Annotated in this window: 21 protein-coding genes and 1 other RNA gene; 15 read left to right on the top strand and 7 right to left on the bottom strand. The window is 59.9% G+C overall.

Going from position 1 to position 24,380, the window contains the following annotated elements:
- Positions 1-106: 106 nt before the first annotated feature.
- The 7 genes from CCICO_RS08565 (at position 107) to CCICO_RS08535 (ending at position 6,183) form a co-directional block, all read left to right on the top strand.
- Positions 107-1,129, top strand: coding sequence for an ABC transporter permease (locus tag CCICO_RS08565; RefSeq protein WP_018020185.1), 1,023 nt, complete (start codon positions 107-109; stop codon positions 1,127-1,129).
- Complete coding sequence (locus tag CCICO_RS08560; protein WP_018020186.1) at positions 1,130-2,206, top strand: iron chelate uptake ABC transporter family permease subunit; 1,077 nt, start codon at positions 1,130-1,132, stop codon at positions 2,204-2,206.
- Positions 2,203-2,958: an iron ABC transporter ATP-binding protein gene (locus CCICO_RS08555; protein ID WP_018020187.1), complete on the top strand. Its 756-nt coding sequence runs from the start codon at positions 2,203-2,205 to the stop codon at positions 2,956-2,958. Before CCICO_RS08560 ends, CCICO_RS08555 begins: the two co-directional genes overlap by 4 nt.
- A gap of 70 nt (positions 2,959-3,028) precedes the next feature.
- Positions 3,029-3,529: an SsrA-binding protein SmpB gene (gene smpB / locus CCICO_RS08550; protein WP_018020188.1), complete on the top strand. Its 501-nt coding sequence runs from the start codon at positions 3,029-3,031 to the stop codon at positions 3,527-3,529.
- A 111-nt stretch (positions 3,530-3,640) separates the two neighbouring features.
- Positions 3,641-4,026: a transfer-messenger RNA gene (gene ssrA, locus CCICO_RS08545) on the top strand.
- A 1,555-nt stretch (positions 4,027-5,581) separates the two neighbouring features.
- Complete coding sequence (locus tag CCICO_RS08540; RefSeq protein WP_040357823.1) at positions 5,582-5,860, top strand: hypothetical protein; 279 nt, start codon at positions 5,582-5,584, stop codon at positions 5,858-5,860.
- Between the two features lie 176 nt (positions 5,861-6,036).
- A complete protein-coding gene (locus CCICO_RS08535) occupies positions 6,037-6,183 on the top strand; it encodes a hypothetical protein (RefSeq protein ID WP_156809883.1) in 147 nt (48 codons plus the stop codon).
- 434 nt (positions 6,184-6,617) lie between these two features.
- Here CCICO_RS08535 and CCICO_RS08530 read toward each other — a convergent pair whose 3' ends face one another.
- Positions 6,618-6,890 (bottom strand): hypothetical protein, encoded by a 273-nt coding sequence (locus CCICO_RS08530; protein WP_156809884.1) that lies wholly within the window; start codon positions 6,888-6,890, stop codon positions 6,618-6,620.
- 1,070 nt (positions 6,891-7,960) lie between these two features.
- Here CCICO_RS08530 and CCICO_RS08525 point away from each other — a divergent pair.
- From CCICO_RS08525 to CCICO_RS08505, 5 genes are all read left to right on the top strand, one after another.
- Entirely contained in the window at positions 7,961-8,401 is a 441-nt protein-coding gene (locus CCICO_RS08525; RefSeq protein ID WP_018020194.1) for a type III secretion system chaperone family protein, read from the top strand.
- 2 nt (positions 8,402-8,403) lie between these two features.
- Positions 8,404-8,865, top strand: a complete 462-nt coding sequence (locus tag CCICO_RS08520; RefSeq protein WP_018020195.1) for a YbjN domain-containing protein — start codon at positions 8,404-8,406, stop codon at positions 8,863-8,865.
- A gap of 60 nt (positions 8,866-8,925) precedes the next feature.
- Positions 8,926-9,597 carry an ATP-binding protein gene (locus CCICO_RS08515; protein ID WP_083878327.1) on the top strand — a complete coding sequence of 224 codons (672 nt, stop codon included), beginning with the start codon at positions 8,926-8,928 and terminating at the stop codon, positions 9,595-9,597.
- On the top strand, positions 9,548-10,777 hold the full coding sequence (locus CCICO_RS08510) for an HSP90 family protein (RefSeq protein WP_156809885.1): 1,230 nt from the start codon (positions 9,548-9,550) through the stop codon (positions 10,775-10,777). Before CCICO_RS08515 ends, CCICO_RS08510 begins: the two co-directional genes overlap by 50 nt.
- Positions 10,778-10,846: 69 nt before the next feature.
- Positions 10,847-13,648 carry a tetratricopeptide repeat protein gene (locus CCICO_RS08505; RefSeq protein WP_018020198.1) on the top strand — a complete coding sequence of 934 codons (2,802 nt, stop codon included), beginning with the start codon at positions 10,847-10,849 and terminating at the stop codon, positions 13,646-13,648.
- Positions 13,649-13,876: 228 nt separating this feature from the next.
- Here the strand turns inward: CCICO_RS08505 and CCICO_RS08500 are convergent, their stop codons facing one another.
- Positions 13,877-14,905 (bottom strand): PTS sugar transporter subunit IIC, encoded by a 1,029-nt coding sequence (locus tag CCICO_RS08500; RefSeq protein ID WP_018020199.1) that lies wholly within the window; start codon positions 14,903-14,905, stop codon positions 13,877-13,879.
- A gap of 421 nt (positions 14,906-15,326) precedes the next feature.
- Here CCICO_RS08500 and CCICO_RS08495 point away from each other — a divergent pair, with 421 nt between their 5' ends.
- Positions 15,327-16,724 (top strand): PepSY-associated TM helix domain-containing protein, encoded by a 1,398-nt coding sequence (locus CCICO_RS08495; protein WP_018020200.1) that lies wholly within the window; start codon positions 15,327-15,329, stop codon positions 16,722-16,724.
- Between the two features lie 60 nt (positions 16,725-16,784).
- On the opposite strand, the gene CCICO_RS08490 is transcribed toward CCICO_RS08495, so the two are convergent.
- On the bottom strand, positions 16,785-17,471 hold the full coding sequence (locus CCICO_RS08490; protein WP_018020201.1) for a GAP family protein: 687 nt from the start codon (positions 17,469-17,471) through the stop codon (positions 16,785-16,787).
- A gap of 149 nt (positions 17,472-17,620) precedes the next feature.
- Here CCICO_RS08490 and CCICO_RS08485 point away from each other — a divergent pair, with 149 nt between their 5' ends.
- A complete protein-coding gene (locus tag CCICO_RS08485; RefSeq protein WP_018020202.1) occupies positions 17,621-18,265 on the top strand; it encodes a TetR/AcrR family transcriptional regulator in 645 nt (214 codons plus the stop codon).
- A 5-nt stretch (positions 18,266-18,270) separates the two neighbouring features.
- On the opposite strand, the gene CCICO_RS08480 is transcribed toward CCICO_RS08485, so the two are convergent.
- Positions 18,271-19,026, bottom strand: a complete 756-nt coding sequence (locus tag CCICO_RS08480) for an SDR family NAD(P)-dependent oxidoreductase (RefSeq protein WP_018020203.1) — start codon at positions 19,024-19,026, stop codon at positions 18,271-18,273.
- Between the two features lie 206 nt (positions 19,027-19,232).
- Between CCICO_RS08480 and CCICO_RS08475 the strand changes: the two genes are divergently transcribed.
- Complete coding sequence (locus tag CCICO_RS08475) at positions 19,233-19,892, top strand: hypothetical protein (protein WP_018020204.1); 660 nt, start codon at positions 19,233-19,235, stop codon at positions 19,890-19,892.
- Positions 19,893-20,087: 195 nt separating this feature from the next.
- Here CCICO_RS08475 and CCICO_RS08470 read toward each other — a convergent pair whose 3' ends face one another.
- The 3 genes from CCICO_RS08470 to CCICO_RS08460 form a co-directional block, all read right to left on the bottom strand.
- On the bottom strand, positions 20,088-21,503 hold the full coding sequence (locus CCICO_RS08470) for an MFS transporter (RefSeq protein WP_018020205.1): 1,416 nt from the start codon (positions 21,501-21,503) through the stop codon (positions 20,088-20,090).
- Positions 21,504-21,617: 114 nt separating this feature from the next.
- Positions 21,618-22,334, bottom strand: a complete 717-nt coding sequence (deoD, locus tag CCICO_RS08465) for a purine-nucleoside phosphorylase (RefSeq protein WP_018020206.1) — start codon at positions 22,332-22,334, stop codon at positions 21,618-21,620.
- 216 nt (positions 22,335-22,550) lie between these two features.
- Entirely contained in the window at positions 22,551-24,245 is a 1,695-nt protein-coding gene (locus CCICO_RS08460) for an AbgT family transporter (protein ID WP_018020207.1), read from the bottom strand.
- Between the last annotated feature and the right edge of the window lie 135 nt (positions 24,246-24,380).

Raw genomic sequence — 24,380 nt, 5'->3', positions numbered from 1 at the left:
GCAGCGGTGCGGGTGTGAGCCGTTCGTTACCTCGTGCGCGCTGTGCGTGTACCTAATGGCGCGCGCGTGAACGGTGTTCCGCGTACCTTAAGGAGTTGCCGCCGCCATGACTCTCCCGACCTCCACGGATGCCGATGAGCCCACCTCTCAGCCCAGCCACGGCCCGCACCCGCAGACTGCGAGGCGGCGTACCCGTTCCTCGATGTGGGAATGGAAATTGATCATAGGTATCACGGTCGTGGCGGGCCTATTGGTGGTTTCGGTTCTCACTGGTGTGCATAACACCTCAGAGATGCTGGCGATCACCCGTATTCCGCGCACGATTGCACTCGTTCTGGCAGGGGCAGCGATGGCGCTATCGGGTCTGGTGATGCAGCTACTCACCCAGAACCGCTTTGTGGAGCCCACGACCACGGGCACGACGGAATGGGCGGGGCTGGGTTTGCTGTGCGCGATGATCGTATTTCCCAGCCCGTCGCTGATGGTGCGCATGATTTCGGCGGTGATCTTCGCTTTCATCGGCACCGTAGTGTTTTTTCTCTTCTTGCGCCGAGTGAGCCTGCGCAGCTCGCTCATCGTGCCCATCGTCGGCATCATGCTGGGTGCGGTGATCAGTTCGATCTCCACTTTTGTTGCACTTCAAACCGACATGTTGCAACAGCTTGGCATCTGGTTCGCTGGGAGTTTCACCTCGGTGCTGCGGGGTCAATACGAGGTGCTGTGGCTGGTCGCTGTGATTGTCGTGGCCGTGTGGATCCTCGCTGATCGCCTCACTGCCGCAGGTCTCGGCGAGGAGCTGGCCACCACCATTGGAGTGAATTACCAGCGCGTACTGTTAATCGGCACCATTCTTATTGCGCTCGCCACGGGGGTGGTCACTGTCGTTGTTGGCAACCTTCCCTTCGTTGGACTCATTGTGCCCAACGTAGTCTCAATGATCCGCGGCGATGATCTCCGTTCGAATCTGCCATGGGTATGTCTTCTGGGCGTGGGCATTGTGACTGTATGCGATCTCATCGGCCGGCTCATCATCATGCCCTTCGAAATCCCAATTTCAGTGGTGCTCGGCATTGTGGGCGCAGTTGTGTTCATCGGCCTGCTTCTCTCACACCGAAAGGGCAGAATCTAGATGGCTTCTTTTTCGCTTATCGACGCCTCCTCGCAGCCATCCCAACCCTCACACCCGCAGGATCATCCCGCGCCTCGTCGCCGCACACCAGCCTTCGGCTCAGCCCAATCTGCCCGGCGATATTGGGTGCTCATGGTGGCGCTCAGCATGCTCGCCGCAGCACTGGCACTGCTTTTGATCTGGTGGGATAACCCGATGGAATTCGGCAGTCGCGGCTTTTGGCTCATTGCCGAGCGACGGTCCTTCTCCGTGGCGGTGATGGCGATAGTAGCCACCTGCCACGGGCTTGCCACAGTGGCCTTTCAGACGGTGGCACACAACCGCATTGTCACCCCCTCCATCATGGGTTTCGAAGCCCTCTACGTCACTATTCACACCAGCCTGGTGTATTTCTTCGGTGTCTCTGGTTTGCTTGCTTTTACCGGCCCCTTGCAGTTTGGCGTGCAAGTGGTGGTGATGGTGGTGCTTGCGCTTCTTCTCTACGGCTGGTTACTCGATGGTCACCGGGGAGACATGCAGCTGATGTTGCTCATCGGCATCATCATTGGCGGAGGGTTGGCCTCCCTGTCGACTTTCATGCGTCGTATGCTCAGCCCTAGCGAGTTTGATCTACTCACAGCCCGAATGTTCGGCTCCGTCAATAACGCCGATGCATCCTATCTACCCATCGCGGTGCCGGTGATGGCAGTAGCAGCCAGTGTGTTGCTCATGAAAACCCGAACGCTCAATGTCCTCAGCCTGGGCAAGGAAGCCACCGCGAATCTCGGGGTGAACTACCGGCGGCACACCATCGTGGTGCTCACCTGCGTGGCTTGCCTCATGGCGGTATCCACCGCCCTCATTGGCCCCATGACCTTCCTCGGCTTCCTCGTTGCCACCTTGGCCTATCAAGCTGCGGACACCTACGACCATCGCCTCATCCTGCCCATGGCTGCTGTGCTCGGCTTCGTAGTTCTTGCAGGCGCTTACTTCGTGATGAACCACATCTTCTACGCCCAGGGCGTGGTGTCCATCATCATCGAACTCGTTGGCGGGCTGGTATTTCTCACCGTGATCTTGAAGAAAGGCACCCTATGATTCGTCTGAGCTCTGTCTGCAAAACCTATGGTTCGGACACTGAGATCGGGCCGGTGGACCTAGAGATCCCAGCCGGCGGCATCACCGCACTAGTCGGGCCCAATGGTGCGGGTAAATCCACGCTCCTCACCATGATCGGCCGGCTTCTCGGGATGGATAGCGGCACGATCACGGTAGCTGGCTATGATGTCGCTAGCACCCGCTCGGAGGATCTCGCCCGTGTGCTGTCGATCCTGCGCCAAGACAATCACTTCATCACTCGGCTCACCGTGCGCCAACTCGTAGGCTTCGGACGTTTTCCCTACAGCAAGGGGCGCCTCAGTGTGGAGGACGAGCGAATTATTGAGCGCTACCTCGAGTTCTTCCAGCTCACTGAGCTCGAGGATCGCTACCTCGATGAGCTCTCGGGCGGGCAGCGCCAACGCGCCTACGTGGCCATGGTGTTGGCCCAAGACACCGAATATGTGCTGCTGGATGAGCCGTTAAATAACCTCGATATCGCCCATTCGGTCTCTATGATGAAGCACCTCAGCGCCGCTGCCCGCGAGCTAGGCCGCACGATCATCGTGGTGCTGCACGACATCAATTTCGCTTCGGCTTATGCCGATAACATCTGCGCTGTACAGAACGGAGAGGTGCGCTATTTTGGCCCGCCTGAAGAAATCATGACCGAGGAGATTCTCACCGAAATTTTTCACACCCCAGTAACCTGCATGGACGGCCCGCACTATCGAATAGCTGTGTATCACTAAACGCCCGCCGTGCCATCCTGAGGGCAGTAGACGCAGCGCTAAGTAGGTGCGCGCTAGACTGAGTGCTGTTATGAGCAAAAAGAAGAAGAAGCAGCAACGCGCCGGGAAAGATGCGGTGGTGGCCACCAACAGGCGAGCGCGGCACGACTTCACCATCCTCGATTCCTATGAGTGCGGGGTAGCCCTAGTTGGGACTGAAGTGAAGTCCATTAGGGAAGGGAAAGTCTCCCTCGCTGACTCCTTCGCCACCATCGACAACGGCGAGGTGTGGCTCCAGCACCTCAATATCCCCGAATACTCCATGGGGTCGTGGACCAACCACTCCCCGCGGCGCAACCGCAAACTGCTCCTGCACCGCCGTGAGATCGATTCGCTTGAAGGTAAAGTCCGCGATGGCAAGCGCACCCTCATCCCCCTGAAGCTGTATTTCAAAGAGGGGCGCTTAAAACTGGAGCTCGGCTTGGCAGAAGGAAAGCAGGCCTATGACAAGCGCCAAGACATCAAGAAGCGCACCGAGGAACGTGAGATCACCCGCGAGCTGGGCCGGCGAATCAAGGGCATCAACGCCTGACTAAACCTTCCTAGCCCAGATGAGGCATTGCCAGTGCCGTCACCAGGGTGTAGGATGAGGTTTCCTGTGAGCGGATCAATGCACAACCCGACCGCCTCGCAGTGCGAACGAGGGGCTGATTTTTGGTTTCGACTTCGTACCCTGATCCAGGGGAAGCGTGCCGGTGCAGGCTATCGACCACCGATTTAAGCGTCGTAGTACCTAAAATAAACGCAGAGAAGACCTCTCAGCGTGACTACGCCCTCGCTGCCTAATCAGCGACGCGTGTCTGTCGGCCTAGGGTAGTTCCCGCCCTAGTTCCCGGCATCGACTCAAGGGAACTTGCCCACTGGCTGCGTTGACGGGGCCAGAGGGGACACTTACCGCCAACTGGGCTCATCGTCCGGATGTGTTCGTCCAAGCCGGAGAGCCGAGTAGAGATCAGCGCACGAACTGCGCACGGAGAAGCCCTGGTGAAATGACGAAGGACCCGGGTTCGATTCCCGGCAGCTCCACGGATTAATACCCCTGTTCCCATTCGGGAGCAGGGGTTTTCCCTTTTTGAGGCTGCTAGCTGAAGTATTGCGAGTCACTCCACGGTGCACCCATAATGCCCTGTGGGAGAGTGTTCATGCCTCGTGAATATCGGCGGCCCTGAACATAACTGAGCTGCTGGCCTATCAGTAGAACCAACCGCTGAGAATCGCGGTTTGGGAAAAACCTGACACCGCAGTTCGCCGCCAGTCGAGAAGACCTCGGTAGCCGGCTGGTCGTTGCCTTGATACTAGCTAGGATAGTTGAGGGTCGCTACAGCCAAACCCTTAGGCGCATCCCAGCTACAGGCCTCGACCCGCGATGGATGAAGGTTCGTGCAAGTGTGCACGAGTCTGCAAGCTGGAGCACCCAGCTACGTCTATGGCTGAAGGAAACGGGCCGTCGCACAGGGGGTGTCCTCGTGCGGCGTGGTCAAGTTCGTGAGTGAACGTGCAGCGTGCATTGATGTCGTTGAGGTCGCGGCGGAGGCTGATGGCGTTGTATTCGGGTAGCCAGAACCCTTTAGTCCCGCCGATGTGACGCACGAACCGGATGCCCTTTTCGGCTGTAATGTCTTTTAGCGCGTCAAGTCCCAGACCCATAGTCGTCGCAGCCTTCCATTGGTTCTTCTGGGCTGGAATCTGCCACGAGGTTAAGATCCACTGCGGCAGATGTTCACATACCCATCCGTCGTCAGCGGCAGTGTTGAAGCATCCGGATCGAGAGAGGACTCAAAGCAGCATTGCTGTTGAGATGAAGTTTGCTGGGGGAGGAAGCTAGCACCACACGGTTTTTTGCTTCGTGGCAGCTCCGCGGCCTGCGGTCTACAGCGCGGATACGGCTGGTGTGACTAAGGCTTTGAGGTCTCACGACCATCGCCGGTATGTGGCCATGGAGGTTAGGGCGCTTGCGTCGATGCCTCGCTCAAATCAAGAACGTCAGACACAGTGGAAAACTAACTTGATTGTCGAACATGGTGTTTCAGCATGTCACCTGCAGTTCACTCCGAGTCCGAGGGTGAAAACCTAAGATTTTCGGAGAGGGCGAGATCACGGGGCTGCACCGCAGTGCTCAGGGGCTGGACGCGGTAGTGAAAGCTTCCGCTGCCGACTCTTCATCACAAGCCTGGGTATGTGCTCTGGGGGTGGAACGCCGATGAGCCCCTTGGGAAAAGACGCGAGCAGGTGGTGGAACAGTATTTTGCTCTTGGTGTCCATGAACTCGACGACGCACCCAAGAAAACAAGCCGTATCGAAGGTCGCTAGGCCCGGGTATCCCGATTCGTGGTCGAACCAGAAGATCGTGGACGCGGTCCGTGATGTGCTCGAAACCCAAGCGGAAGCCAGTGTTGTCCAGTGGAAGGTGAATCAAGTTCCAGAGAAGAGGTGGAAGCTAGAATCACCAAAGAGGGATTGCACGGAGGTCAAGAAGCGAATTAATGGAGCAACAGACACAACAACGTCTTGAGTGGTAGACAAGCGTTACCGTCGCCAACTACGCCTATCCGGTCGAGATCAAGAGACAGAAGAGGAGCCCAGCGTGGAGTACCCCAAGTTTGACGATCAAAAGAGTGTGTACGAGTACATCACTTCGACGGGACCTCAGCTTCCTCCAGAGAAAATGGCTTGGGTTCAAGAGGAAGCAGATGACGGTGACTACACCTTCGCCGTGAAGGTTTATATGCAAATCGCTAGGGACTACGGCATGGACGACTACATCCCTTACACCGTGCGGGAAAACCTGCGGCTTTTCAAAGGAGACTACGATTTTCCCACTCTGGCTCAGTCGCTGTCTGTCGATCCACTGAAAGTGACGTAGCTCGTCCCCTAGCACTGGTTAACTGCTGCCTGCAAAGGGTAGTGGTGTTGGCTTCCTGGCTGGGTGATGCTGGGTTCGATTCCCAGCGTGGCGACTGGCCCCACATTGGGCGGTCCTTGAAGGAACTGCTGGTGTGGGGTTTTATTATGCCCATTTTTCTACTCCCAGGAGGAGTCATGGATAACGATTCTGTTGATCACACCCCAGAGAACACCGAGGAAGCGGCCTCTGCCGCTGATTACTCCAGCTCGGATCAGGTATCCGAGAACAGTACGGCACGTGATTCTGGGTCCAAGGTGCCGGTGGAGTGCTCGGATGAGTGAGGGTGTAGTGGAGCTTTTCTACTGGGATGCCGGCGCAGTGCTGGCCCAGCTATTGTGTCGCCGGAGCCTAGTGGGTTTCTCCGAGGTCTACGCCCGAACTTGTCCTTTTTTCTTCCATCGCTTCCGGTACGCAATCGAAAGAGCATGGACTGGAAATTTGACAAGGTGTTAATGATGGTTGGAGATCGTCTTAAGCAGGCGGAGAGGGGCGCCCGATGATTCTGCTGAGGCCTCCTAGTGCAGAGGTTGATTGAAGCATAGACGGAAGAAAAACGAGCCGCCTCGTACGCGGGGTGGTCATGGGCATGTGCTCCCACCTATTTTCTGGGGTTCACCAGCCTGTGCCCACGAGAATGGTCATAAGAAAGCCCGGAAAGTGACTAAGTACAGCACTATCCGGGCCTCGGTGTAGTTAGCTCTCTGAGAGGCTATAGCTACTCGGTTTCAGCAGCATCCTCATCAACGGTTGCAGCAGCATCCGCATCCTCAGAAGCGGCAGCGTCCTCGGCGCCAGCGGTGTCTTCTGCAGAAGAAGAACTGCTCGAACCATTGTCCGCAGGCTGCTGCTCAACGACAGCCGGGTTCTCGTTGTTCTCCGCGCTGCTTTGAGCAAGAGGAACAATCACACCTACAAGCGTTGCAATAGCAGTAACAGCGGTGATGAAGGTATTCATCAGCATCGTCCTTTCCAGAGAAGACTGTGACATAACAGCGTTTAGTTGATGGAAAACAAAACCATCAGCAACGCGCGGCATTAGATAACCACATCACCCACAGGCGCGCACACCTCGGGGGTAGCAATAAAAACAGAAAATAACCCCAGTGACGCGATCCAACAGCTAACCGCACCTACTCTCATCCCACTACAACCTTCGATAGGCTTATCGCCCGCCGCGCTCTAACTAGGCGCATTGTGGTCCCAAACTCGTGGGGGATAGTGGTCGGATGTGCCCAGTGGGCGTTGCAGCGGTGGGGATGGGAAGGTCGGCAGCGTTCCGCTCAGCCTGTGTTCTGCCGAGGGTGTCTTCGCATTGGGCCGCCAGTCGAATAGTCGAGCCGGTGAGTAAGGGTGCAGTGCTCGGTTCGTCTGTGGCACAGGCCGATGGTCTGGTGCTCGCATAACCAGAATTCTCGGGCCCTGCCACCGCGGCGCAGGGGCCGGATGCTGCTTCTAGTGGGCACGAGTCCCACTCTCATGCCTTCGCGGTATCCATTGTGCTCATCGCGCCCGACGTGCTCTTTGGTTTTATGCCGCTTCATCGCTCGAAGTCCACAAATGTAGCAGAAGCTCATGCTGTCTGTTTTGGAATAATGTTTGTGGTCCTTAGTTTGGCGCCCCGTAGAGGAATTCTTTTGTTATTGTCGCGCTAACCGGTGCTTTGGCGGTTGTCGCTTCGGGGGGCGTTAAAACTATCGTGTTGCGCTTCTTGGTCAAGCCGGCTGCTCACAGGGCCTTTCAAGGGATACGCTGCATACGCGATTAATGGCACATCCTCGAGACGGCGGGGAGTTGCAGAGTCGTTGCTCATGGCGCAACGAGAGTGTCGCCGATTTCGTTTGTGTCATTTCCAAAAGGAAAATGTCGAACGCGATGGCAGCTACCGTTTGATAAGGCGGTGTATCTGGTTCATCTCCTGATCTCGCTCCTAGCTTCCATGCTTGGGAATTTCTCAAAGACCATGACTGCAAGTCTCTCGAGTGGAATAGCCGTCAACGCAGAGTGTCGACGTTGTCATGTAGGGTGTGTGTTCTACGCCACCAACCATAGGGAGTGTGTATGTCTTTACCACCTGTCACCTACGACAGAATGAAGCAAGTCCTAGAGAACGCCAACCTAAACTATGAGGTTACCGAGAGCGGACAGCCGTATTTCGGCTTCGAAGAATTCGTCTGCTTCGTCGAGGTGAGTGAGAACTACCTGACCTTGTTGGCCTACCTCTCCGGGAGGCTTTACGGCGATGAACAGATGACCAAAGCCGTTCAGCTTGCCTCCAGCTACACCAGCAACGTCTTCGTTCCTAGGGTCTGCGTGAGCGGTGTGGGAACACAGGACGCACCCGGGGTGATGACGATGGACACGGCTTTCCCCTTGGGCGCCGGTATGACTGATGAACAGCTGCAGATCTTCTTCGACTCCACGATGCAGGCCTACGGCGAAGCGCTAGCTACGCTCTCGCAAGAGATGCCATCTGTGGTGTCGGTACAGGAGGAGAACTAACAATGGCATGGTTTAACAAAAATGAAAGCTCTGCCCCTCAGACCGCCCCGTTGACCGCCCAGAGGGTGTCCCAGTGGTTTGAGTCCAAGGGGCTTGATCACCAGCTCATCGAGGAGCAGGAGACTGTGATCACCGGTTTCGACGGGGTGTTCGTCAAGGTTTCTTGCGATCATCAGCGGTTGTCCTTCCAAGCGGCGCTGCTGGAGCCGGCGCCGGCGGAGCGTTACGCCGCGGCGCTGTCGTGGTCGAATCACTGGAACTGCGTGGCCGTCGCGCCGACCGCCATCCCCACGCTCAATCCCGACAAGGGAGTAGAGATAGAGATGGGCTCGGCGCTAGTGCTGGGGGATGCGGGCTGCTCAGACGAGCAGCTTGACCTGTTTCTGTCAACGTATTCCACCCTTTCCGTCCAAGCTTTGGACGAGTACAAGCAGGCCATGGGCATCGAGGACGCCGCCCAATAAGCCGCTTGCGTTACACACCACCAGGGCAAGAGCAGGAGGGCGTGGAGGGGCCCATCGAGAATGAGTGACGCCAACCATCCACCTGGCCGCCGGAATCCGGGGGAGGGCTCGCAACAGAGCTTTCGCGTGGATCTGCGCGGCATGGTGGAGCTGCTTTCCCGAAACCTCTACTCAGGTCCGCGGGTCTTCGCGCGAGAACTTCTCCAAAACGGGCTCGATGCGATCACCGCCCGAAGAGAAATCGAGACCGATGCCCCGGCGCGTATCCGCTGCGTCGTAGGCCCAGGGTGGCTGCGGGTCACCGACTCGGGGATCGGGCTCACGCTGCAGGAAGCTCGCGAGCTGCTGGCCACCATCGGCGCTTCCTCGAAACTGGACGAGTTGGGCTTTGACCGCAGCGAGTTCTTGGGGCAGTTTGGTATTGGCCTGCTCAGCTGTTTCATGGTCTCTGACACCATTACGGTGTTCTCCCGCTCCGCCCGCGAGCCTGAAGCCGATGTGGTGAAATGGGTGGGCGATTCGCGGGGGACGTGGACCGTGGAAACGGCATCGTCCGGAGAGATCCCGCCGGAACTTCATGGTCCGGGGACCACGGTGATACTTCACCCGCGGCCGGGGGGAGCGATACTGCGAGGTCCCCGTCCTCACCGCTATCTTGCGCGATTATGGCCGCTACTTGCCCGTGCACATCACCATCGAGCGGGACGGCGGGGAGCACGAAGTGATCAGTGACCCCACCCCGCCGTGGGAGATGTCCGTGCGCCAGGCGGGGCAGTGGTGCGCGGAGCACTTCGGCTTCACCCCCTTCGCCTGCCTACCACTGAAGCTGCCCGCCATGGGCACCGAGGGCGTGGCCTTCATCATGGGCACCGGTTCCGTCCCCGGACAGGCCACGTACCACGACGTCTACATCCGCCGCATGCTTGTAGGGCACCGGATTACGAATATCCTGCCAGAGTGGGCCTATTTCGCTCGCGTGGTACTCAATACAGAGATACTCAAACCCACAGCTTCCCGCGAGCAGCTTTTCGACGATGAACTGCTGGACGCAACCCGCATCCAACTAGGGGAGCAGATCCAGAGCTGGCTGCAAAAGCTCGCCAATGAAAACCCCGAGCTGTTTGAGAATTTTGTGAGCCTGCACATCCACGGGCTCAAGGCGCTGGCCGTCACGGATACGCACACCCGGGCGATGGTCGTGCGCGCAGTGCCTTTCCCCACCTCGCAGGGCATGGTGCCTCTTCAGCAGGTGATGGATCGCGCCGGGCAGATTCTCTTTGTGCCTACCCAGGCGGAATACCGCACGGTGTTACCCATCGTCCGCGGCAATGGTCTGACGGTGGTCTACGCAGGGGACGCCTTTGACGAGGAGCTGCTGGCACAGGTGGCGCTGGATTCTCCGCACGTTCCGGTGCGCCGCCTTCATGCGGCGGAGATTATTGGTGCCATGTCCCCGCTAGGGGCCTCTGAGGAGGCCCCGTTCCTCCCACTGATTGCGGCGGCCGAGGAGGCGCTGGCCTCCCAACGGGTGAGCGTGCTCGTGCGTCGCTTCCATCCGGTCTCGGTGCCGGTGGTGTATCTGCCGGATGAGGGCGGTGCCGGTCGGCAGATTGAGGAGCGCCTGCACAATGCCAACGACCTGATGGGGCAGATCGTCGCCAGCGCCGGCCGGGCGCGCATCCGCGCCGCGCACAGCCCCGGCGCACAGCTGGTGCTTAACGCCGATTGCGCAGTGATTAACCAGCTCTCGGGTGTCAGCGATAGACATCAGCTCACCCGTAGTGCCATCCGTGGCTTGTATGTGCAGGCGCTCCTGGCGGGGCACCACCCGCTGACTACCCAGGCCCGGTCCTGGAGCTCCAGCGCCCTGACCACTTTGATCTCCCTGTCCCTGGCCGGCTCTTCACCGTAGCTTGCCCCAATCCCGCAGCAGACCCCTCGCCCCTGACCGCTACTTCTACCCGATCAAGGAGACCATCTGATGTCCACCACACCTCCGCCGCCCAACGCCTCCGCAGCATCGCGCGAACCGGAGGACCAGCGTGATGACCTAGAGATGCTCATGGACCGAGCCCGCAGCGCGCCACGGGGTACAACGAGGTCCAACCTCTGGGCGCAAGCTGCCTCCTTGGCGGAGGAACGAGGGGATCTTCAGACGGCAGTGGACTGCTACCTCTCGCTGGCGCTGGCTTATCAAACCGGCGGCGATTACACTCGGGCAATCGCCCCCGTGGCGTGGCTGGATAGAACCTACCGGGAGCATCCGGAGGCTTTCTCCAATGGGCAGGTGCAGCTGTGGGCGCAGTTCTACCCGACCACAATCACTGCCATGACCCTGCTTCCCACTGTGTCGGTCAGCCAGCTGGAGCAGTTCTTAGAGCGTATGCGTGAGCTGTACCGGCAGCTTGGTGACACCCTGCGCGCCGTTTCCTTGGCTGAGCTGGATATCAACGAGACGCTGGGCAATGCGGAGGCGGCGGATGCAGCGTTGACGCAGTGGGAGACCACGCCGCGTGGAGATCTCTGCTCCTCACTGGCGTCGGAGATGATTACTCTCCTGCCCTATTACCGTGAGCGGCAACAGTGGACCACGGCTACGAACATGGGCGAGGCTGCACTGGTCGAGGAGCACGAGGACCGCTTTGTGGCGGATCCCTTGTTCAACGAGCTCATGGTGCCTTGGCTCTACGCAGGCAAGGACGATCTGGCGTGGGCGGCGCACGTGCGCACCTACCGCAAGTGGCAGCAGTCGCCGTACGATGCGCAGTACCTTCCGGAGCAAGTGCTGTACCTGGCGCTTTCTGGCCAGGTAGGGCGGCCATCCCGCTTGGAGCGGGGACTGGCAATCTTCCGGCGCCATCTGCCCTGGTTCACCGAGTTTGAGACTCCTAGGGACCTGCAACTGTTTGCCATCGCGGGTGCCGTCCTGCTGGGTGCACTTCCCCCGGAGCGAGCCCAGGAGCAGCTGCACGGCACCTTGCCGGGGGACAGCCTGGAATGGGCTCATGCGCCTCGGCTGGATAACCCCACCATCTCCCAGGCGCGGCACTGGTGCGAGGATGTGGCGCGCTCTTTGGCGCAGAGTTTCGCTGCCCGCCCGGGTCACCCGCACCCGGAGGTGGAAATGCGCCGCTTGGAGGAGTGGCTCAACCCGGAACTTCCGCCGCAGCTCTCACCGGAGAGCGAGATCCCCGACGTCACGGGTTTGAGCGGGCAGCTGGTTGTCGACAGCTCCTCCGGCCCGTCCACGCTCCGTACCACTGGCATTGGCGGAGTAAGTGCCGCCCAGGACGAACAGCAGGAGGAGGAACCACTTACGCCGGTCGATGTGCGCGGGCCGTGGCGGGAGGCCTCGGTGGATGAACTGATTGCCGCGGAGGCCACCTACGGTGTGGACGCGGACGCTATTTACGGTCTTAGCGCTAAGCAGCGGATGATGGATCGCTCCGAGTCCCCGGATCAGTGGCCGGAGTTTCACCAGCAGGATGGGGCAGCCAGCGCAACTGGCGGTCAAGGCAGCCCAGAGGAGAGCTACATCCGCCTCCGTTTGGCCATCGAGGCAGCCGAGCTGCGCGGCCTCCCAGAGGAACAGCTGACGGTGCACCGGGTGCGCCTTGCCGCAATGGGGTGCGACAAGCCCACCTCCATCGAACCTGCATACACGCTGCTGGAGCCGGCCCAGGAACACATGGACCAGGGGCAATTCCAAGAATGCGCGCAACTGTGCCACCAGTCTCTCTACGCGGAGACGACTGAGCCTATCGGCGCACGGCTGTGTGCGTGGCTGCTCATGGGGCGTGCTGCTCAACAAGCCGGCTATCTTCAGGAGGCCATCGCCCCGTTGCGCGATTGCGTGAACCTTTCCGCGGCGTGCGCCATAACTCACTTTCGCATGTTGGCAGCAGGCTCGTTGGCCGAAGTTCTCTTGGACCTCAAGCGCCCGGCGGAGGCCGCAGATTTGTTGCAGGGCTGTCTCGATGAGCTCAGTACCGGTCAACCTCTGCCGGAAGTGTTATTAAACGCTAACTTCGATGTGGCTCGGGCTGCGGCGGATCTAGGGCATAGCGGGGATGCTGGCCACTACTTTGAGCAGGTAGCCGAGAGCGTCGAAGAGCCGCGGCAGCGTCGAAAACTCACTGCGATTGCCATCCAGCACTTCGAGAACGCGCAGCAGTATGGCCGGGCCATCGCTTTGGCTCAGCGTGCTGTGAGCTTCCAAGAGGCGCGGCTTGAGCAGGCGCACATGAGGTGGGCGAGCGTGAAAGAGTCCGCGGAGCCAACCGAGACTATCGAGGCAGCAGAGCAGGACTACTTTGATCAGCAGGTCAACCTCAGTGACGATCTGCAGGCCCTGGCGAGCCTCATCGCTAAGCAGCCGGGACCCGCCTCCGATGAAGAGCGAGCAGTGGTGGAGCTAACCCTTGACCGGGTAAGGGAACTGGTGATGAACACCGAGTTGGGGGAGCGGTGGGGCCGGTCTCGCCAGTGGCGGGAGGCTATGTACTTGCGGCAGGCCAGCCACGTTTGGTTTAGCTGCCACAGCATTCGCACCGGTATGGATTACGCGTCCTCGGCGGCAGAAGCCTTCGCCGCGCTGGGTGACGAGCAGATGGAGTTGCTCACGTTGATATCGAAGGCCGCCATGCTCCTGCAGGTAGAGGACATCTCTGAGGCCCGAGCCCTCGTGGAAGAGATCAGGCCACGGGTCACTGCGACTAAGTATGTTGGAACGGATCTGCGCTACGAATTTGATTCTCTGGTGGCTAATCTCAAGCAGTACTGACCGGCGATGCTAGGTACCGCATAGAAGGAATCGCTGGGGTGTAGCCGGCACTGATCGAGAATCCACTCGTGGTGCTCTTACAGCCATGTTCCTTCGACAGTGGAGAAGGTCCTTCAGAATTGAAGGAAGGAGTGCTGCCCAGTGTGTTTTCACGCTGGGCTGCTTTTAGGGCGTAGCGGTGGCCTTAATAACTGGGGCACAGTGGGTAACTCGGGGTGAGTATTGGTTTTAATCGAACTCGAGCGCGTAGTCCTCAGCCGAGGTGATGGGCAGGAGCTTGTGGAACACGACAGTGAACACCAGCGAGAGGGCTACTGGGGCGATGAAGAAGATCGACACGACGGTAATCAGTGAACTTCCGGTGTTGTAGGCTGCGAGCGGACCAACGAGCCCAGAGATGCCAAAACCTGCAGAAATAGGGGTGCCGGCGATGCCGATCGCGCCGCCGATAGCCCCCAGCACCGCGGCCTGGGCAAGGATGGGGACCATCATCACGGGGCGTTTGAAGGCATTGGCCATCTGTACCTTCGGCGATCCGAGGACGTGAAGCAGAGCGGTGCTGACACCATTGGCACGCCATCCGGCAATCATGAGGCCAAAGCCGGCGGCAACAACACCGAGGTTCGCGGTTCCAGCGGCCACTCCGTCCATCATGATCGCCGTGGCCAAACCCACAGTAGAGACGGGGGAGACAATCATCGCGGCGAAGATCATGGCAAGCACAATGCCCATGAGGATGGGCTGGAGTCCGGTTGCTCCGTTGACAAGCCCCCCAAGCCACTCGGTGAAGACTTTGACCAGAGGATAGGTGACAATCCAGCCGATACCGCCTGCGATTACCGTCACCAAGGTGGAGAGCAACAAAATGGTGTAGTTCTTCAGGCGGTCACCGATGAGATAGATCAGGCCGACCGCTAGAGCTGCGGTTAAGCCGGTGTTAATCACCAATCCCGTGCCTTGAAGGTGGAAGCCGCCATCAGGGTCCACGGTGGCAACCCCCGAGCCGCACATGGCGGCAATTCCGACCGCGGCGGTTTGGATGGGGGTGAGTGTGAACTGCATAGCCACGAGCACTCCAATAAGCAGCGGCAGAGTCGAGGTGGCCATACTCACGACGGTGATGATCTCCCCGCCGAGGGGGAAGACGGGAAGCAAGGCCTTTAGTAGTGCTCCCAAGAGTGCCTGGGGGACGAGCGCCACTACCACCGCGATAGAGATGCCATTCAGCACCTTGAGGGTGAACTCCCGCGCGGTCATCCTGGGCGGAACCGTGGAGGGGTGCGGGTTACTCACCGGTTCGTTGACCGCAAGTGGGCCTTCGGGAACCTCATCCGAGTGGGCTTGGGGCTGGTGGGGCGCTGCTTGGCGCTGGTTATCAGTCACAGACACTGACTCAACCAAATCGGTGGGCAGGGCCAAAATTGTGCCCCGTACGTAGGGGTAGGCCAGCGTAGGTGGGTTAGGTGCGCGGTGCGGAAACGCCAAAGGAATTCGAAGCGTCCCTGAGAGAAATATAGATGAACCCATCAACAAAAAGATGGCGTTTATCGGTTAATTACAAAGGGAAACAAGTATGCGAGATGGCGTCGAAAAGCAAAAATGAGGGAAATGGGAACTGAAAGCGCGACATATCCGACAACTAGGGGCAAGCATTGTTGTGAATAGTTAAGGAGAATGCATGTCCGCGAATGGAGATACGCGCACAGAGTCGCGCAGTGGACTGGCGGCGCTGGTGCGGCGTATCCATTTCTATGCCGGAATGTTTATCGGGCCTTTTCTTCTCGTGGCTGCGGTAACGGGAGCGCTCTATGCAGTGGCGCCGACGATGGAATCAGTCGTGTACCGAGACATCATGCGTGTGTCAGAGTCCGACTCTTCTCAGCCATTGGCAGAGCAGGTTCGCGCCGCGCATGCGGAGCACCCAGATCTGCCGATCGCGCAGGTGTGGCCGTCCAGCGAACCGGGAGAAACAACACGAGTCTTGCTGAGTGATGACACAGTGGGAGAGTCGCGTCTTCGCAGCGTGTTTGTGGACCCCGGCACGGCCGAGGTGGTGGGGGATGAGCCCACCTACTCGGGGTTGGGCGAGTTACCGCTGCGCTATTGGATCTCTGGGCTGCACAAGGATCTACACTTGGGGGATTCGGGGGCGCTGTATTCCGAGCTTGCAGCGTCATGGATGTGGTTCGTGGCGCTCGGCGGGGCCTATCTGTGGTGGGCGCGGACTAAGAGCCTGAAGGCATCGCTGCGCGGCGTGCCGGCAACCACTCGGGGAAGTCGCAAGCGACTGATGAACTGGCATGGGGCCGCTGGTGCATGGCTTCTGGTGGCGATGATCGGGCTCTCGGCTACAGGGATTACGTGGTCTAACGTTGCTGGTCAGAACGTGTCCGCCACAGTGGAGGCCTTGAACTGGAAGGCTGAACCAATTTATACGGATCTGGCTACATCCTCCAGTGGTTCGTCGAAGCCCGTGGGGCCGGAGGAGATTGCCGAACAATCAGATCGGGTGCTGGCAGCCGCGCGGGAGGAGGGGCTCACCGGCTCCGTTCGACTATTTCCAGGGGAGGACACAGCTACAGCATGGCAGGCCAGCGAGCGCTGGGTACCTTATCGGCTGGGCAGTGATGCAGTCTCTATTGACGGAGAAAGCGGCGCGGTGGTGGATCGGTTGCCCTTCTCGCAGCTGCCGCTGTTTTCTCGGCTGACCTCGTGGGGCATCTACCTGCATATGGGCATCATGTTCGGACTGCCGTTGCAGATCATTCTGTGTCTCGCGGCGCTAGCCATGGCCGGATTGGTGATCACCGGCTATGTCCTGTGGTGGAAGCGGCGGCCCACCCCTGGTGCACCAGCCGGAATTCCCGGACCGCGGGTGCAACTCAGCCTCCGCGACTGGATGTGCATTGCGGTATTTCTCGCAGTGGTGGGGACGTTCCTGCCGCTGTTTGGGGCGAGCCTAGTCGCCATGCTGGTGGTAGATCAGATACTCCTGCGGCGCGCGCGAAGTGAGAGAGACATGGCGCGGCGGGGCAGGGAGGAGCCGGAGGTAGAGGATATTCCAGCAACTGTCTAGCCTCCCTCGGTACGAGCGTCCTGGCTGGTGGGGATCGCGAAGCGAATAACGGCAGGGTGTTTAGGGGATCACGGCGCCAAAGTTGCGAACCGCGAGCGTAATGCCCACGATCGCCGCGATCCACAGCACAGTCACCTTGGTCTCGTACTCCAACCGCGGCAGGTAGGGGATGAGCTTTGCTCTAAGCTGTGGACCCCAACGGCGGGCAATGAGCCCGATGAGTGCCGCAGGGGCAATCATGATGAGGCAGTACACCGCAAGTGCTAGCACGCTCCCAGCGGTTGCTATCTCCGAAGAGCGGAGAATGCCGAGAGCTGTGAGGTAGGGCAGCATGGTGCCCACCTCGACCACAGCGGCGCTCAATGCGAGCATCGCCATCGCCCACGGGGCGGCGGACATCCCTTTTTGCTTGGCGGCGAAGGAATCCACAATCTCCTCCGCGCTTCGCTTGCGTGGATTGGGGCTGAGGATTCCATAGGCCGCTAAGCAGCAACCGAGCACGAACAAGACCCATGAGGAGACAGGCCACTGTGCCAGGCGGGTGCCTATGGAAGTTAGCTGCTCAGCTCCCCAGAAAAGACCGAGGCCTAAGAGGAAATAGACCGTGCCTATAGTTCCGAGATAGACAATGTAGGGCTTCGGGATGAGACGCTGCCATACAATGAGCAAAACGATGGGTAACACCAAGGTTCCGGCGCTGAGGCTATCCACGAGGGCAAGAGGGATGAGGGCGAGAAGGTCGATCATATGCGCTCCATCAATCAAGAAACTATACGAACGTATGAGACTTGATGTTACACGAACGTACGACACGCGGGCTGCCCAATGGATAACGTGAGTGGTGCCGGCGCCTACGCGGGCGTTATGAGTCTTCAGAACATGTCAGAATGAAGAGTATGTCTGCACAACAGCTAGCCATCGCCGACGCCGCCATCAGCGTGATCGTTTCCGAGGGATTTGATGTGGTGAGCGTGCGCACCGTCGCCACCCGCGCGGGAGTCGCGCCGGGAACGGTTCAGTACTACATGGGTACGCGGGAGCGCCTACTCATCGCGGCATTGGAGAGGTCCTGCGCCCGACAGCACGAGCGCGTGCGGGCGCTGTCGGGTGCGAGTACGCCGTTCGAGCAGCTCGTGGGGGCACTTAAGGAATTGCTCCCCGTGGGGCAGCTGCAGCGAGAAGACGCCGCCCTCTGGGTGGTGATGGGGGCGGCGGCGTCGACACGAGACAGTATCGCTGAGGTGTATCGGCGCGAACTCGAGCTGTTCCAACAAAAGCTCCGTGATGGGCTCAGCGCCACGGCAGCCGAGCCAGATGCCGGAATCGAGATGAGTGAGGTGCCGCAGACAGCGCGGTTGATCACCGCCCTTGTCAACGGTCTCACCTTGGACTATCTCAACGCGCCAGCCAGTGTCGAGCAGGCGGACGCGATCATAGCTGATCTCCGGGCGGGCCTACAGCGCATCCTTAACACCACATCTCTCAGTGCCGCCGGTGGGCCAAGTGAGCGCAACTTGAGCGAACAGAGCCCAAGCGACTAGGTGCGCTAGGCGAGCACAGCACCGCCATCGACCGGCACAATGGTGCCGGTGACGAAGGCGGACTCTTCTGAGAGCAGCCAGGCTACTGCAGCGGCAATATCGGACGGAGCTCCAAAGCGACCAAGTGGTACCCGCGCCTTCTGTTCTTGCTTGACCTCGTCCGGCAATGTGTCGAGGGCGGCGGTGGCGATCGGGCCGGGAGCCACGCCGTTGATCCGAATGCCCTGGGCGGCGTAGTCCAACGCAGCGGTTTCAGTCAGACCAACCACCCCGTGCTTGGCGGCAATATAGGGCGATAAATGGGTGCTGGCCTGCAGCCCACCGATAGAAATGATGTTGACGATCGTCCCAGCCCCGGCGCTAGAGAAGTGCTGCAATTGCGAACGCATGCCGAAGAAGGTGCCGCGTAAGGTCACATCGATCGCTCGGTTGAAGGTGTCGGTGTCGATCTCACCTAGTGGTGCGGGCGGGGCACCAAGCCCAGCGTTATTCACCGCCGCATCGAGGCGGCCATACGTGTCGAGGGCTGCGCGCACCAATGCGTCATTGTCTTCCGGGGAGCCTGCGTCGACGTGCACAAAGGTGGCAGTGCCGCCAGCATCGGTGATCTCCGAGACGGTAGCAGCGCCCGCCTCATCGTTAATGTCAGAAACAACCACGGCGTACCCCTCGCGGCCAAGCCTGGCGGCGATGGCGCGGCCGATTCCGTCGCCGGCGCCGGTGATCGCCACAACTGGGGCATCGATAGGGCTGGTAGACATAGCTGTCCTCCTTACAGTGTGGGTAAAGATATCACCTTCGAGCCTAGGAGCCTCGGCGCGGGTGTGCAGATCTGTTGCGCAGCCGGCAGGTAAGTGGTGATTCTTTCTCACTGTGCGCTACGGCTACCATGAGAGCCGATGGATACGCCTACGGTGCGCCACCGTCACTGTTATTGTGGTCGCCATTTCTTGAAGGAGCCCGCCGCGTGCTCTCAGCTTTGACCTTCGCTTTCGTTGATTCGATTAACGTGCTCCTGATCGGTGTGGTTGCCGCTATCGGAGTGAGCCTGCCCACCACCAATCGCCTCTACCCGCGGGTAGCTGCGCTGCTGATCCTTGGCGATTGGCTCGGGGTGTTTTCTTTAGCGCTGGTCACGCTTTTTGTCTTTGATGGCATTGGCGATGCCGTGAAGCATTTTGTGGATTCCCCCTGGTTCGGCGCGCTGCTCATTCTCGCGGGCCTGTTGATCGGGCTTATGGCCGTGCGCGGTGGCTCAAACTCGCAGCTGATCGACCGCATCCTGCGTCCCCTGCGCAGCCCCTCTCCGCTCACGATGCTCACCGGTTTCATTCTTGGCCTGGTTCAGTCGGCCACGTCGGGTCCGTTCTTTGGTGGCTTGGCAGTGCTCTCGGCGGAGGGGCTCACCGAGGTAGACCGCTATCTTGGGTTGGTGCTCTACGCCTCCGTCGCATTGAGCCTGCCGACCTTGTCAGCCATCGTTGTGGGTCTGGTGCGTAGCAGACCTCGCTCTACGCTCGGCTCGGCGGTGATCTATGCCCGTGAACATCCCGAGAAGGTCGCGCGAAGTGCCAGCTACATCGTTGCTGTGCTGTTGGTGGTGCTCGGCCTGATCTACACCTTGTAACAGCAGCGAGCAGCCCCCGTCCCCACATCGGAAGTCTAGGCATCTAGACTCGCCCAGCCGGCCCAAATCGGCTGCCCAGCCGCTGGCAAGTACGCACGCGACCGCCCCGCCGCAGTGAGTTCCCTAGGGTGGGACACCAGCGCGGCGGGGCGGTGCGTGATCGCTGCGGCCGAGGCGGCGCGCAGGAGGGGGTGGTTATGCGTCGACGCAGGCGCTGCGACGTGCTTCGGCGCGGCTCATCGAGCGATCGCTGAGGATGTAGATGGCCAGGGCGCCCACAGACAGCAGTACCAGCAGCCACAGCACGGAGGAGTAGGTGGCAGAGGGGCCGTCGCCAAAGAAGCGCACGTCCATTTCCACCAGCTTGGCCGAGTAGGCGATGCCCAGAGGGATGGCGATGTTGATGGTGAGGTTGTAGAAGCCGATGGCGATACCCGACTTGGCGGCGGGAATGGTGCGCACGGCAGAGTTCACCAGCGGGGCGTACATCACGGCGAAGCCGGCGCTGAAGAGGATCATGGCCAGAGACAGCACGACCATGCTGGAGCTGATGAGCAGTGCGGTCAACACCAGCGAGGCGATGATCATGCTGATCGCGGTAATGATGGCTTGGCGCGAATTAAGCACCTTCGCCACCTGGCCGGACAGCGCACCCACTACGGCGCCGGCGGCATAGCCGGGTGCCAACACGAGGGAGGCTTGGGCAAGATCGCCGCCGTGGACGTTCTCCACTGCTCCTGGGATGACGATGACCGACAAACCCAGCTGGGTGGAGTAGAGGATGAGCACGATCACCAGTGCCCACACGTAGCGGCCATTGCGGAAGAACTCGGGGCGCACCACGGTGTTGCTGTGCGTGCTGATGTGCCACACAAACAGGGCGATACCCGCCACGGTGAGTAGCAGCCAGCGCAGGTGGAACTCCTGCATGTACAGCATCACCCCGGTGGCCACCACGGCCACCAAGAACAGGCCGAAGATGTCCATGTGGCCGCCCGCGGAAGCTTCCTCGGGCACGGTTTTAAGGATCACGGGGATGGCCACCAGGGCGACGAGCGCGATGAGGAACATCGCGGTCCACGAAATGTAGGTGGCCACGAAGCCACTGGTGAGTGTGCCGAAGAGCATGGCCAGCTGGAAGGCCGAGGTGGAAAAGCCCAAATAGGTTTTTTGATCCTTTTCCGAGAGGTGCTTGGTCACGTAGATGACGTAGAGGGTTTCCGCGGCGGCCAAACCACAGGTCTGGATGATGCGGCCGGTGAGCACCATCGGCCAGACGCCTTGGAAGAAGAATCCGATCAGCGAGCCGACGGCCATGAGCACAATGCCCACCACCATCAATTTGCGAATGCTGATCACATCTGCGAGGGCCGCGTAGACCACCGCGCCGATGCCGATGACAATGCCGGCCAAGCTAGCCTGCAGCGAGGCAGTGTTCACGGAGATGCCGAGATCCTCCGCGATGGGCAGGGTCATGAACTTAAAGCCGTTATCGATCACCAGGCAGAAAACGAAGCTGATGAGCAGAATCGGCACGGCTGCTTTGGGGTTGAGTGCCGGGGCCGTGCGGGCGGAGCTCTGTGAGGAGCTCGACGTGGATGAGGATGACATGGTCTCCACCAGGGGTGAGGGGGCGGGTAGGGTGAGCGGCAAGATCGATACCCCCTCGCCGCCGCGGTGGGGTGGGCGAGGTGGGCGTCGACAAGCGCGCAGAGATGAGGTGTCTTAGACGGCGGCCAGCGGCAGTGCGAGCTCCATCATCGTGGTGAAGGCGGTCTGGCGCTCCTCGGCGCTGGTCTTCTCGCCGGTCACGATGTTGTCGGACACGGTGAACAGGCCCAAGGCCTCGGCGCCGGAGGCTGCGGCCACCGCAAAGAGCCCGGCGGATTCCATTTCCACGCCGAGCACACCCATGCGCGACCAGCGTTCATTCACGGTCTCGTCGGCGTTGTAGAAGACATCGGAGGAGAGCACATTGCCCACGTGGGTGGTCACGCCCTGCTTCTTGGCCTCAGCCTGCAGTGCCTCGAGCAGACGGTAGGAGGACAGCGGCGCAAAGGTGCCGGGCAGGTTGTACTGGTACATGAAGTTCGAATCCGTGCAGGCGCCCTGGGCCACCACGACCTCGTAGAGGCCGAGGTCCTTTTGCAGCGAACCGCAGGAGCCGATGCGGATGATCTTCTTTACGTTGTAGGTGTTGTACAGCTCCCAGGAGTACAGCGATATGGAGGGAATGCCCATGCCGGAGCCCATCACAGACACTTCGTGCCCCTGGTAGGTGCCGGTGAAGCCCAGCATGTTGCGGACCTCGTTGAAGCAGACCACGTCCTCCAAGTAGGTCTCGGCGATGAACTTCGCGCGCAACGGATCGCCGGGCATGAGCACGGTATCCGCAATGGGGGCGCCCTTCGGATTGATGTGGGGGGTAGCAATATCTGCCATGGTGAGAACTCCCTCGAGTTAGAACGCTTATCGACGCCCACCTGCTGCTTCCTACACGGCGGCGCCGGAGTGACAACCCAAGGCTAAACCCCGCCACGAACAAAAGTCAATGGCGCAATTTACAATTGTTCATCGTCTGTGCGGTTTATCACCAACGCCCCCGCCATTGCGATGATGACAGGGGCGTTGAGCGCTCAGCGTGAACGGCGCGGCTATTTAGCGCACCGGCACACCTGGTCCCAGCGGGATGCCGAGGGCGTACCACAGGATGAAGAAGAGGAACCAGCCCACGAGCATCGCCAGGGAGTAGGGGATAGCCAGGCTCATCAGCGTGCCCACGCCCGCAGGCTTGTAGTACTTCTGCAGGAAGGACAACGCCAGAGCGAAGTAGGGCGACATGGGCGTGATGATGTTGGTCGGAGAATCGCCCACACGGAAGAGCATCTGCGCGACCTCGGGGGAGATATTGACATACATCAGCATCGGCACCACCACCGGTGCCATGAGTGCCCACTGGGCCGAACCAGAAGTGATGAAGATATTCAGCAGCGCCACCATCAGCACCAGCGCGCCAAAGAGCACTACCGGCGGCAGATCGGCGCTGGTGAGAAACTCCGCGCCCTTAATGGCGGTCCACTGGCCGATATTGGACCACTTGAAGTAGGCGGTGAACTGGGAAACGGCAAAGAACAACACCAGCATGGCGGTGAGCGTGTCCAGTCCCTTTTCCATAAAGTCCGGCACATCACGAGAGCTCGTGATCGTGCCCACGACCTTGCCGTAGACAATGCCGATAACGGCAAAGAGCAGAGCGATCGACACCACGATGTCGGTGAGCAGCGGCGAATTCAAGATGCCGTCGCCCTCGCCCCGCATCGGCGATCCGGGGATGAACAGCAAGGCAAACCACGCTGCCAAGAACAGCAGCGCCGCCAAGCCGGAGGCCTTGAGGGCCTTCATCTCCCGAGAGTGCACGGCGAACTCGTCGTCCGAGCCCTCATCCTCGAGGTGATCGGGGGTGTTGAAGCTGGCTTGGGCGTAGTTGATCTGCTTCTCATCGATCGTCTTGCGCACGTGCTTGGTAATGAACAGCTCCGTGATGGCCGTGATGATCAGCGACAGCACCACGGCCGAAGCCATGGAGAAGAAGTAGTTAGCCAGCGGCGAAACCACATAGTCCGGATCCACAAACGCCGCCGCTTGGGTAGAGATACCGGCCAGCAACACGTCCGTGATGTTCAGGATGAGTGAAGAGTTAAAGCCTGCCGAAGAAGCCGCGAAGGCCACCATGGCGCCGACAATCGGGTTACGGCCCACCGCGTTAAAGGAGGCGGCGCCGAGCGGAATCAGGATCACGTACACGGCGTCGGAGGCGATAGAACCGGTCACGCCGGCCAAGGCGACGGCGAAGGTGAGCATCGCGGGATGGCGGACCTTGGCGATGGCCGATCGAATCGCTGCGGAGATGAATCCCGAATACTCGGCTACGGCCACGCCCAGCATGCACACCAAGATCAAGCCTAGGGGTGCGAAGGTAACAAAATTCTCCACCGCATCGGTGACCATCTTTTGCATGTACTCCGCGGTCATCAGGTTGACCACGTTGATGGTGTCGCCGGAACCGGGGTCAGTGGCGGACATGCCGATACGGGAGCCGATCCACGAACTCAGGATCACCACACCCGAGAGGATCACGAAGAGCCAGAAGGGATTCGGCAACGCATTGCCCACGCGCTCGATGGCTCCCAACACGCCCGTCGATTCTTTCGCGGAGGAGGAAGCGCGGGCGGAGTCGCTAGAAGGCGCAGACGAAGACTCGCTGCGCGAGGAGTTCGAAGTCACGGCCGTGGCCGTGTTTTCGCCCTGGTTCCGCGACTGTGTGTGTTCATTTTTCTCGAGGTTCTCGCTCATTGGCGCACCTTTCATACAGTGTCCGCCCTCCAAGGATTGTGAGGACGCGCGCTGCGGGTAGCGGACTTAAGGGCTATCCACCTAGGCCGCCATCCCGCCCGCCCAGCATGTGAGAAACCTGAGCACACGGCATGA

It is taken from the genome of Corynebacterium ciconiae DSM 44920 (assembly GCF_030440575.1).
Lineage (GTDB): Bacteria > Actinomycetota > Actinomycetes > Mycobacteriales > Mycobacteriaceae > Corynebacterium > Corynebacterium ciconiae.
Note: the sequence above shows the minus strand (reverse complement) of the source record. Positions and strands in the feature narration are given on the sequence as shown.